Genomic DNA, 11,852 nt, shown 5'->3' on the forward strand with positions numbered 1-11,852 from the left:
CCCGGCGAGGGGCGGCGGCAGCCCCCCCCACGCCCCCCACCGCCCCCAGCGTCCGCGACATCCCGATCACACGCACCATCCCGATCACATCCGGACTGGAGAAACGCCTGTGTCCACCTCGGCTCTGCTTCCCCCGGCCAGTTCGCCGGGACGGCATCCGACTGCAGAGCCCCGTCGCAACGACGGGGAGCGCCCGCCGACCGGACTGCGCCGCAGGCTGCGCGGACCCGAGACCGACCCAGGATGGGTCCGGCCCGCGCTCCTGACGCTGCTCGCCGCCACCGCCGTCCTCTACCTGTGGAACCTCGGCGCGTCCGGCAACGCCAACGACTTCTACGCAGCGGCGGTCCAGGCCGGCACCACGAGCTGGAAGGCGTTCTTCTTCGGCTCCTTCGACTCGTCCAACTTCATCACCGTCGACAAACCACCGGCATCGCTGTGGGTGATGGAACTGTCGGGCCGGATCTTCGGTTTCTCCTCCTGGAGCATGCTCGCCCCGCAGGCGTTGGAAGGTGTGGCAGCCGTCGGGCTCCTGTACGCAACCGTGCGCCGGTGGTCCGGACCGACCGCGGGCCTGCTCGCCGGCACGGCGCTGGCCCTCACCCCGGCCGCGACACTGATGTTCCGCTTCAACAACCCGGACGCGCTGCTCGTCCTGCTCCTGGTCACCGGCGCTTACTGCACGGTGCGGGCGATCGAGTCGGCCAGCACGAAATGGCTTGCGCTGGCCGGGGTTGCCATCGGCTTCGGCTTTCTCACCAAAATGGGCCAGGCGCTGCTCGTCGTTCCCGCATTCGGCCTGGCCTACCTGATCGCGGCTCCGACCGGGCTGCGCCGCCGGATCCTCCAGCTTCTCGCCTCCGTCGGCGCCCTTCTCGCCGCGGCGGGCTGGTGGGTCACGATCGTGTCGCTGTGGCCGGCGTCCGCCCGCCCGTACATCGGCGGCTCGACGAACAACAGCGTGCTTGAGCTGGCATTCGGCTACAACGGCCTCGGTCGCCTGTTCGGCGGAGCCGGCAACGGCGGCGGTGGCGGCGGTGCCGGCGGTCCCAGCGGTGCCAGCGGGGGCGGTTTCGGGGCCGGTGGCGGTTTCGGGGGAAGCACCGGTATCACCCGCCTGTTCCGCTCGGAAACAGGCCTGGAGATCTCCTGGCTGCTCCCCGCGGCGCTGCTCAGCCTGGTCGCCGGCCTGTGGCTCACCCACCGGGCACCGCGCACCGACCGCACCCGGGCCGCGATCATCCTCTGGGGCGGCTGGCTGCTCGTGACGGGGATCGTGTTCAGCTACATGCAGGGCACCATGCACCCGTACTACACGATCGCGCTCGCCCCGGCCGTTGCGGCGCTGGTGGCGATCACCGGACGGCTCCTCTGGCAGCAACAGGAGACCTGGTTCGCCCGGATCAGCGCGTCCATGATTATCGCGGGGACCGCAGGTTGGAGCTACCACCTGCTTGCTCTCACCCCGGGCTGGACTCCGTGGCTGCGCTACACGGTTCTCGTCTGCGGCGCGGTCGCGATCGGCGGCCTGCTGACCGGACGACGCATCCTGCGCAAGGGCGCGATCGTGGTCGCGACGGCGGCGTTGCTCACCGGCATCGCGGGTACGGCCGGCTATGCCGCCAGCACTGCGTCGCACCCACACACCGGCTCACTCCCGGCCGTCGGTCCGGGGAGCACCAGCGCCATGGGCGGTCCCGGTGGCGGACCTTCCGGTGGGCGGTTGTTCGCGGGAGGAACCCCGCCCGGCGGCGCCGGGGTGAACGGCTCCACAACCAGCGGTACACCCAGTGGCACAACCAGCGGTACAAACGGCGGAACATCCACCGGTCAGCCCGGTGGATTCGGCGGAGCGGGTGGATTCGGCGGAGCGGGTGGATTCGGCGGAGCGGGTGGATTCGGCGGTCAGACCGCCAACGCAGAGCTGGTGTCGCTGGTGCAGAAGACCACCAACACCTGGGCAGCCGCCACGGTCGGCTCCCAGAGTGCGGCTCCCCTGGAGCTCGCCAGCGGAAAAGCAGTTATGTCCATCGGCGGATTCAACGGCAGCGACGGCACACCGACCCTCGCCGCCTTCCAGGCCTATGTCGCCGCCGGAAAGATCCATTACTTCATCGCCGGCTCCGGTGGCGCAGGGATGGGCGGCCCGAACAGCAACGGCACCGGAAGCGACATCACCACCTGGGTCGAGGCACATTTCACCTCGACCACCGTCGGCGGCCAGACGGTCTACGACCTGACGCACCAGACGAGCTGACCCACCCGAGCGGTAGGTGGAAAAGGCTGCCATGATGGCCGCTTCTACCTGCCGCTGGACGGCATTCGGCCGAGCGGTAGGTGAAAAAGCACGCTGGAGCGACAGAAGCCACCTACCGTCGGCATAGCGCAACGGCCAGCGCAACGGCCAGCGCAAGGGCCAGCACAACGGCCAGCGCAACGGCCAGCACAACGGCCAGCACAAGGCCGCGGGCGCCACCGCGAACCGGTGGCGCCCGCGGTTTTCCTTGCTGTCCGGGCGCGGGCCGGCGCAGGCCGCCACCGATGTCGGTTCGACCTGGTCATTCGACCTCGTCAGCCCCTGGCCAACACCTGGCCAGACTCAAGCCGCACTGCACCTGGCATCCCACAGCAGACGCACAGCAGGTACTCAGCCCGCGCCCAGCCCATGCTGATTAGCTGTTTGTGGACAAGAAATTCCGGGGAATTCAGCCGGCCGAAGGGCGTGCGATCCTCGTTTTCGCGCACGCCCGGCGGCCCCAAAGAAAGCCAGCCAGCCAGCCAGCCAAAGGAGATTGCCATGAACTCGTCGCTTTCAGCTCACGGCACCAGCCGGGACAACGGCCTGTCGCGCGCGCTGGTGCGTTACGTGGCTGCCGCCGGAATCGCGCTGGTGGCGGTTTTCTCCGCCACGGCCGCGACTGACCTGAGCACGGCGGGCACACCGCTCATTCTCAGCGCGATGTCGAGTACCGCCACGACATCCGGTACCACCACAAGGCTGGGTGAGTCATCGGTCCCGCAGCTGGTACACGTCGCCTGACCTCCCGCGGCGATCCTGGCAGTTACCGGGCCTCGGCTTCAGCGGGCCGGACACCGGCCGGATTCGATGTGATTCCTCCTGGGAAGCCACGGGTCAGGCGGACGTGATGGCGGGAGCCCAGCGGCAGCAGGCCGGTGTCGATGTCGGTGAAGCGGGTGTCCGTGCGGAATCCTCCCCGTGCTCGACGGCGACTCCACGCATGTGGCGGTAGGAGACGAACGCGGCCGCCGCGATCTCGTCACCTGGATAGCCCGCTCCGCCACCGGACCCGACTGCCTACCGTGTGACACGGCATGACCATCGACCACAACAGATCATCGTCCGATCCCCGCCGAATCGAGATGACCACAATGCGATGGGCGCATCCGGATCGAGACGTTTCGCGCTAAAACGACTCACAGCATTTATTCTGGTTTAGCCCTGTTTATCTATGATTCCACAACGGTCACAGATCTGACCCCAGCCTCCTACGCCCACACCGCGGGGATCCCACCGCCGGACCCCGACCAGCTGGCCCAGGCCATCCACGACCAACAGGCCGCCCAGACCCGGCTCGACCAGGCACCACACTCGGCCCAGAACGCGCAGGACGACCTCGATGCGGCCCGCCGCCTCCGCCCTCCCGCGAAACAGCTCCGGGAAGACGCAGCCGCCACCTGCGGGCCGGTGGCACCCGGCGGACGGGTGACAGTCTCCTTCCAAGAGCCCGAAGGCGGTAGAGAACTGATCACACCAGCATTGATCGAACTCCAGAATTCGGGGTTCTCTGGTGGAACCTTGAGTTTCCACGGTGTGTGGGCGATCTCGGCCATCAACTACGTGGAGGCTCCCGTCGTCGACTCGGCTCGCGACCCGGTCGCGAGCCGACGGTTCGACGAACTCATCACCGTAGCCGGCATAGATGTGGTCGCGGTCACCGCAGAGCACACCAACCTGGCTCGGCATGCCTACCGCGACTTCGGCCGGGGCGGCGGCAGTCCTGCCCAGTTGAATTTCGGCAACCGCCTCGCTTACACGCTGGCAGCGCAGAGACGGGAATCGCTGCTGTTCAAGGGCGCGGACTTCACGCACACCGACCTTGTGCCGGCGGATCTCCCCGACTGGCAGCCCACCCCTCAAAGCTCAGCAAAACCTGTTTCACATGGCTGAGCTGTATGTCAACCGATTCAGTGACGGGCCCGGAGCAGCCGGGTCACCGAACGATAGGTCGTCGCCTCGACCGAACCGGCGGGGAAGAAATTGACCAATCCTGTGATATGGCCTTGCCCGTCGATGACGGTAACATCGCTCTCGGCCCGAGCAGCGGCCAAGACCGCGTTGGCCTCGTGTTCGCGAATCCATGCGATCAACTTGTTGCCAGCACGGCGCTGGCGGACCACGAGTGCGTTCGCCCGATACTTTCGCGCCTCGGCGGTATCCGGCGCGAAGTACTGGACGATTGATGCGACATTACCGTCCGCCGCCGGTACCTGCCGGTCCTGACGGGCAGCGAGTGCCTGGAGAACGGCCGCGGCTTCCGACGGGCGTAGCCAGGCGACTCGACGGTAGCCGTCGGGCACCGGGACAGGTAGCCGAGTGAACCCGTTGACCAGCGTCGCGGTTGGAACAGCTGCACTGGAACCATTTCCTTGAATTATATCGGATAGGCCGTCGGATGGTTGGAGTTGAGAGAACGGCGCTGTGGGCTGGGCAGTGTCTTGTGTACGGATCGGGGCTGACGGTTGATCGGGTATCGAAATTGCCGGGCGAGCAGACGGGGTAGGTAGGGTAAGAAACTCCTGCGAAACTGCGATGGGCGCGCCGGACGGACGCGGGATCCGATGTGGCTCCTCAGTTTGCCCTGGCACGGCCGATGCCGCCCCCTCCGGATGCGGCGGCGCGTCAGGCAAGGTGCTCGTGGCGGCAAGCGGAACGATGCGGTTATCGCGCGCATGGCTACCGCTGTCCCCCTGCCGGTCATCCACATGGTTAACCGGGTCTTGAAACGGCACAGAGGTTACGGTATCGGGACGGATGTCCAGCTCGTCGAGTCGCTTCCACAGCGACACGAGCGCGGCGACCGGATGTCGGTAGTACGCCGAACCCCGGACCCGCCAGAATTTCCAGCCTTGGCGTTCGAGCACCCGTTGGCGGCGGAGGTCAGTTTCCCACTGCTCCGGACCATGGAACTTGTCGCCGTCGCACTCGATCGCGAGCCGGTCGCGAGTGCCTTCCACAACCAGATCGATGCGGCACTGACCAACATGATATTGCGGTGTCACCTGGTAACCGCGGCTTATCAGCTCTCGCAGCACGGCGCGCTCGAATTCGCTCTCGCATCTTTCCTCAAGAGCTGCGCTCCGCGCCTGCGGTGTATTGATGCCATATGCGTAGGCGAGAAGATGTCCGCGAACATCATCAGAATGTAATACGGTATGATCCATGGTATGGAAAATCCACAACTGGTCACGGGCCCGGCTGGCTGCGACGTTAATGCGCTGCTGGTCGGATTTGCGGGTCGCGGCGGAGCGGTTATCGTCAGCGACGACTGAGATGAAAATGACATCCCTTTCGTCGCCCTGGAAATTGTGCGGGTCGCCGACCCGAATACGTCGACGCTCGTACTCCTCGACACCGAGCTTGTCCACGAGCGTCTGCTCGATCAGACGCCCCTGTCCGTTACCCAGCAAGGTGACGACTCCGAAGGTCATGCCCTCATATGCAGGGTCGTCACAGCAGTCGAGGATCTGCTGGACAAGGGCAAGTGCCTCGGGTTCGTTGACCTCACCATACTGGCCGCGGGTGCGGGCCCCTGCCCGCACCCGGACCGGCCGGATAGCCGGACCGATACCAAGATCGGTCGCCTCTCGCAGCGGGAAAATCTTCCCATCATAGAAGCGGTTGGAGAAGCCGATGATGTCCGGCACACACCGGAAGTGTTCGCGCAGCAGAACCACCCCTGGAAATACGCGGCTCGCGATGTCGTAGAGGCTGGCTTCTACGTCTAGCAGGGAACGCTGCGGCATGTCGGGCAGATACGAATCGATCAGTTGGAAGACGCGATCCCGGTTGACACCGACAGCCGCCGGGCTGATTTGTTTGTCATCACCTACGACAACAACCTTGCGACCAAGAGCAAGAACACCGAGGGATAACATGTCACATTGGCTGGACTCGTCGACGATGACAACGTCGAACAATTCTGTACGACGAGGGTCGAAGCTCTGCAGCACCCGATGAATCGGCATGATCCAGACAGGGACGGCGCCCATCGCCGCTGGCATCTCGGTGCGAGCCACAGCCTCCCATTTACCGGCGAATTTGCCGGTGCCCTTCCCGATCCTCGCGAGTGCCTGTAGCCAGGCAATGAGCGCGCGCCGTTGATCTTCCCGCAGAGCGCGCTGCACGCCGAGTCGGGCCCCGCGGGCGGCCAACTCAAGGACGAGACGGCGCACCTCGGCTGCGGCAGCAGCGATCTGCTGCTGAAGCACGGTCGCGTCGCCCCTGTCGAACAGCGCGTCCAGCCAGGTCTGGGCCTGACGCCACAGCCAGAGCCGCGGAAGATCATGTGGCTGGCCGCAAACTGCGCTGTCTCCGCGTGAGTCGATGATGCGGCCGGCCCAGACCGGTGCTACGATGGCGAGTCGCCCAACCAGATGGTCGCGTCGGGTCAGGATAGGTCGCAGCCCGGCCAGTCGAATGACCTCATCGCAGGCGTCCGTCCACGCGCTGAAGTCACGTCGGTCGAAGATGTCGCGTAGCACGCCCCACAGGGGACTTGCGTTCGGCTGCCTCTGTCCGGTTTCAAGGGTGGATCGGAGTACGCCGAATTGCGCTGTCAGCACCCGTTCGTCACGCCGCTTCGCGGCTGCCGTAAGTATTAAAGCAATTATTTGCAGCTCGGCGCTGGTGGGCCGTGCCGGGGTATCCGGTAGGACCATGCGCAACCGAGCCACCAGCGCGGGTCCACCCCTCGTCTCCCAGCCGATCGCAGTGCGCAACCGTCCGACGATGTATTCGAGCGCCGGCACGAAAGCCAGCGTGTCGGCGGACAACGGTGGAGCGTCCAACTGACGGACCAGTTCGTCATAGCGGCGGTGTGCCGTGGCTCGCGCGAGCCGCTCACGGACCGCCGCACGAACCACACCGATGTCAGCATGGGTCCGTAGTTCGAAACCGTCGACCCGGACGGTACCATGGAACGCCTTCAGATCCCTGTTGCCGAAGCGTGGAACGCCTTTCTCTTCGGCGAAACGGGCGTCTAATTCGTCTAGGAATCCTTCCTGTATCCGTGGGTCGCCATCCGGAATAATGATCGACTTTCCGAAGGTCTGGCGTCGCAGTTCGACTAGCGTACTGCTGTTCGCCGCAAGGGCCTCGGTCTGTTCTGACCAGAGCTCGGCCAGCGTTGCGAACTGAGCGACCTGTCCACGAAGGGTGGAAAGCCACGGTTCTTCTAAATCAGCAACCAGAGCAATCGCCTGTTGGACATCGCTGACCAGCACAACAAGCGCCGATCCACCGAGAGCGTCGATGGCAGCCAGCGCAATGCCCTGTTCCTCGAGGTCGGCAAGTTCGTCGCGAAGGCGATCGAGTGTGCCATGCTGTTCAAGGAGAACCCCGGCGGGCGGGAGCGCCGCCGGGTCCGGTAGCTGGCAGCGAGCGGCAACCGTGTCTGCGGCATCGATCGCGTCCGCTAGGTTGATCAGATCGGTCAACTCGGCGATGGTCAACGGCAGGCGCTGATCAACAGTTAGCCGGTCCGGGATGTGACTCCACACCGTTTCATGTCGAGCAAGCCACGCACTCACCTCTGCAGCCTTTGCAGATCCCTGAGGGAGCGGGAACTCGGCGGCCTCATCGCGGAGCAGGTCCACCAGGCGTAGCTGGAGGTTTCGCTCTCGTATACGGGCCTCGTCGAGGTCGCGCGCGAGAGCCTCAAGCGCAGCGATTTCTGCGGCAGGTTCGATGCTCGAGATCGCATCCATGATGGTTTGGACGGAGGCGTGGAGTTCGCCGAGCGCGGCCTGGCTGGAGCCCAGCACCGCGATCGACAGATCACGCAGCTCCGCCGGTATCTTCTCACGAAGTACGCTGAGAGCCTGCTCATTGTGCGCGGTGACCAGCACCCGTTTGCCATGGGCAACCAGATGGCTGATGAGGTTTGCGATCGTGTGGCTTTTCCCGGTACCGGGTGGTCCCTGGACCGTGACACCTCGAGATCGAGCGAGCTGGGCGGCGATGCGCTCCTGTTCACCGTTTGTGGGTAGCGGCATGAGCAGGCGTGCCCCGATGACTCCCCAGCCCTCGTCATCTGCGATTCCGTGGTCACCTTCGCGCGCCGCAGGCTCAATGTGGCTATCGTCTGCCACGATCGCGGCGAACGCCGCCGGAAGCACGTTGGTCTCCGCAAGAACCTGCCGCAGTTCCGTGTAAAAGCGTCGGTGCAGAGCCGGACGCGGTCTGGCAAACAATACCCACGTGTCGACCAGCACCGCTGCAGCAGTGGGAACAGGCACGTCGGGACCGGCCAGCACCCGCGCATCGAGACCGAGCGGGGCGACGGCCTGTGCATACAGTTCGACGAGGCCGTCCTCGAACCACGGATCTGGCGGGCTTAACCGCACCCGCTCCCTCAATGCCGTCAGCTCCTCGAGCGCCGGGAGCCCCAGCCCCTGCACGGGATCCGTTTCCACCACCGGCGACCCGTCCGGCACAACCGACAAAACCCCGGTGTCCGGGTCCATCTCAATAACCACAGGGGTGAGGAGCAGCGGGTGGTTGATGGCCTCCTCCGCTGGAGACCACGACAGTACACCGTGACCCCAGATCAACTCATACGTCGCGCTGTCCCGCTCCAGCCGGAGCCGCATGTCATATAGCCGCTGGTACAGCCGCCGAGCTTCCCTTGCCGGTCGGGCTTTGTCGGCCCAGGGCTGCCAGGACCCAGCAACCCAGAGCGCCAGCTCAGTCCGTATCTGTTCCGGGTCCGCACCTTCTTCCACGGCGGACTCGTCACAGTCAAGACGCAGCAACGGCGGTCCGGACGGTGTGACCGTGGCAGACAAAACGTGACGAGCCAACGGTTCTGGAAGGACCGGCGCGACAGGCTCCGCCACCTTCCGGACCTGCAGCCACGCCGTCCGGCCCGGAGCCGGGCCCAGCAACACCCCTCCGTGTGCCGGGATGTCGCCCGGTCGGATCAGGGGTGGGTCATATTCGGTCAGGCGCCGCTTCGGCTTCGCGGACAACTCCAGTGAGAGAGCCGCGAGGTAGTCCAGCAGATGCAGCGACCTAGCCTTGACCACATCATAACGCATGCCCACGACATCCCCCCATAACTGGATCTTTCCAGCAGCCCGCCGGCAACCATGGTTGTACAGGACCCGACTGGCAGTTGCGGTGGCACCTACCCGGCAGATGCATCAGCAACAAGATCGCTTGGGTGGAAAATAGGCATGCGCACTCCTCGCCAACAGCCTCCGCCGGCCAGGACTGGAACATGGAAGAAAAGAACGGGTATTCATTATGATCTTTCCCTGCACCCACGATCGTGGTTCGGACCGGACACCGGCCCCGACCGTCCGCGTCAACGGCTTCCAGTACGAGCCCCCCAGCTCCTGCCACTTCCGTCCGATCATCGTCCTACGCGACACGCCCTGACACTCAGGGTAACCGCGATGCGTCGCCCGCTCCGGAGGACGATGATCGCCGGTTCACGGCCGTGGTCGGCGGCGAGTCAGGGGCGAGCAGTTCCTCTGGAAGCGAGCAGTTCCTCGAGGAAAAAGCCCGCCTTCGCCTCGATCGGGCGGCCCGGATAATAGCGTTCGAGCAGATCGAGGCCCTCGTCAACGCTGGAGAAACCACATAGATCATAGAGTCTGAGGATATCTTCCTCGTCGCGGCTGACCCGGCTCGCCAGGAGCTTCGTCGCGAGCAGGTACTCCGGCGACGGAGCCGACACGGTGAGACAGTCGTCGTCATAAACGACGGTGGGGTGCCCCGGGTCGTCGCCCGGTAGAAATCCTTTGACCCCGTCGTTCAGCCAGTCCGATGCAAGATCCTCGTGCCGGGCGGCGACCCGCGCTGCGGCGGCGCGGACCTCGGTGGACGGATGCCAGATCCCGTCGACGTCCCGGGTAGCCGGTCGAGCATTGTAGGCGACAACCATGGCGGCACCACCGACCATGAAGATGTCACCACGGATACCCGCCTGACACAACTCGTCGTTCAGCTCCGCGAACAGACCGATAATGCGCTCCCGGGTCAACATATGGCCATCTAAACATTGGTAAGTGAGTCGCGGTGCAGATACACGCCGCGGCTCTGGAACGAGACCGGGCTGCCTGCGTACTCCCACGCCCGCATCGAGGGCATCCGCGTCACCCACCATCCACGGCGCAGGTAACGGCTGTCGTGCCGGGTCCATGCGGGAACGGGCATGTCCGTCTGTACCGCCAGCCACTCGGCGAGACCGGCCAGAAAGGCGTCCCATCGTGGGTCACCGGTCGCTGGAGGCGCTGCTGTAATCATTCGACGACGGGTCTCCGGGTCGGTGACCCGGAACCGGTGGGCCAGCTCCGCGGCCTTGCGGACCGGCCCCGTCCGGTCCTCGGCGACTATGTCACTCACAATCGAACGAGCCAGGCCCACAATGCTGGCCGCGTAGTCCGGACGGGCGTCGACGCGCAGGCGCATCCCGGCTGCTTCGACAATGCGCTGAAGCGTGTCCACGGTGGGTTGCAACTCGCCCTGTTCGATGCGGTGAACGGTGCTGGCCGCCATGCCCGCCGCATCGGCGAGGGCCCGGACAGACAGACCCGTGCTGGCTCGGACACTGCGTACCAGGTCCGCCACCACCATAACCATAACCGTGAGCGTATACGCTTACTGATCGGTCGGCCCGGCCCGATCCCCCGTCAGCGGGCGGTCCGCGGACCGTCAGATCTCGGTGACGGGTCGGCGAGGAGGGCCTCGAGGTCGGGTTCGGACAACAGCGGCGGACGTGCGACCTCACCCGAGCGGACATAGAGGAATGCTGCGTCCACCGCGTCCGGACGCACCCCCCGCAACCGCGCCCAGGCCAGCCGGTAGACCGCCAGCTGCACCGCGTCCGCATGCTGGCGGCCGGTCTTCCAGTCGACCACTTCCCACCGGCCGCCCCCGAGGTCGTACACCGCATCGATGCGCCCCCGGACCGCGCGGCCGGCGATCAGCAGCTCGAACGGCGCCTCTACCGCGAACGGACGCCGCCGACCATACGGGCTCGCCAGAAACGACTCCCGCAACGCCGCGATCTCGCCGTCGTCCACCGCCTCGTCCGCAGCCCCCGGCAGATCCTCGGGATCGAGCAACGGGGCCTGCTCGAAGACGCCCTCCACCCAGGCGTGAAACGCCGTACCTCGACGCGCCTGCGGCGCCGGGCGCCGCGGCATCGGGCGGGCGAGGTCGCGGGCCAGCCCCGCCGGATCGGATCTCAACTGCACCACCTGGGAAGCGGTGAGCGCACGCGGCAACTCCACCTCGCGGGAGGGCCGCCGGGCACGGCGAGCTTCTTCCAGCAGCAGCTCGACATCACGGTCGAGTTCGGCGAGCGTCTGCCGTTCCGCCGGGGTCATCCCATCACGATCGTCCACGGGCAGCGGCTGATCCGCGCCCAGCGCGCTGAGGTATCCCGTGACCTGTTCGGCGGCGGCGCGGCGGCGGGCATAAGCCGCAGGCTCATACGGCAGCGGCCAGTCGAGGTCTTGCATGCCGGCGAGCTGTGGATTGGTCTCGTCCTCGGACGGTTTCGGCGCCCACACCGCGACCCTGCCGTGGCCGGCGCGCACGT

General features: G+C 65.8%; 7 protein-coding genes. 3 read left to right on the forward strand and 4 right to left on the reverse strand.

All coding sequences use genetic code 11. The features are described 5' to 3' along the window. Nucleotides 1–109: 109 nt before the first annotated feature. The 3 genes from U9977_RS06375 to U9977_RS06385 all read left to right on the forward strand — a co-directional run bounded on the left by U9977_RS06375 (nt 110) and on the right by U9977_RS06385 (nt 4,189). Entirely contained in the window at nt 110–2,257 is a 2,148-nt protein-coding gene (locus U9977_RS06375) for an ArnT family glycosyltransferase (RefSeq protein WP_322748242.1), read from the forward strand. 540 nt (nt 2,258–2,797) lie between these two features. Next, nucleotides 2,798–3,040 carry a hypothetical protein gene (locus U9977_RS06380; protein ID WP_322748243.1) on the forward strand — a complete coding sequence of 81 codons (243 nt, stop codon included), beginning with the start codon at nt 2,798–2,800 and terminating at the stop codon, nt 3,038–3,040. A gap of 738 nt (nt 3,041–3,778) precedes the next feature. Beyond that, entirely contained in the window at nt 3,779–4,189 is a 411-nt protein-coding gene (locus U9977_RS06385; RefSeq protein WP_322748244.1) for a type II toxin-antitoxin system VapC family toxin, read from the forward strand. A 17-nt stretch (nt 4,190–4,206) separates the two neighbouring features. Here U9977_RS06385 and U9977_RS06390 read toward each other — a convergent pair whose 3' ends face one another. The 4 genes from U9977_RS06390 to U9977_RS06405 all read right to left on the reverse strand — a co-directional run. Further along, on the reverse strand, nt 4,207–9,339 hold the full coding sequence (locus U9977_RS06390) for an AAA domain-containing protein (RefSeq protein WP_322748245.1): 5,133 nt from the start codon (nt 9,337–9,339) through the stop codon (nt 4,207–4,209). Nucleotides 9,340–9,758: 419 nt separating this feature from the next. Next, nucleotides 9,759–10,292 (reverse strand): hypothetical protein, encoded by a 534-nt coding sequence (locus U9977_RS06395; protein ID WP_322748246.1) that lies wholly within the window; start codon nt 10,290–10,292, stop codon nt 9,759–9,761. A gap of 8 nt (nt 10,293–10,300) precedes the next feature. Next, a complete protein-coding gene (locus U9977_RS06400; protein WP_322748247.1) occupies nt 10,301–10,882 on the reverse strand; it encodes a helix-turn-helix domain-containing protein in 582 nt (193 codons plus the stop codon). A 56-nt stretch (nt 10,883–10,938) separates the two neighbouring features. Beyond that, a partial coding sequence (locus U9977_RS06405) for a PD-(D/E)XK nuclease family protein (RefSeq protein WP_322748248.1) occupies nt 10,939–11,852 on the reverse strand: 914 nt, incomplete at its 5' end.

The organism is Protofrankia sp. Cas8 (assembly GCF_963555845.1).
Classification (GTDB): Bacteria; Actinomycetota; Actinomycetes; order Frankiales; family Frankiaceae; genus Protofrankia.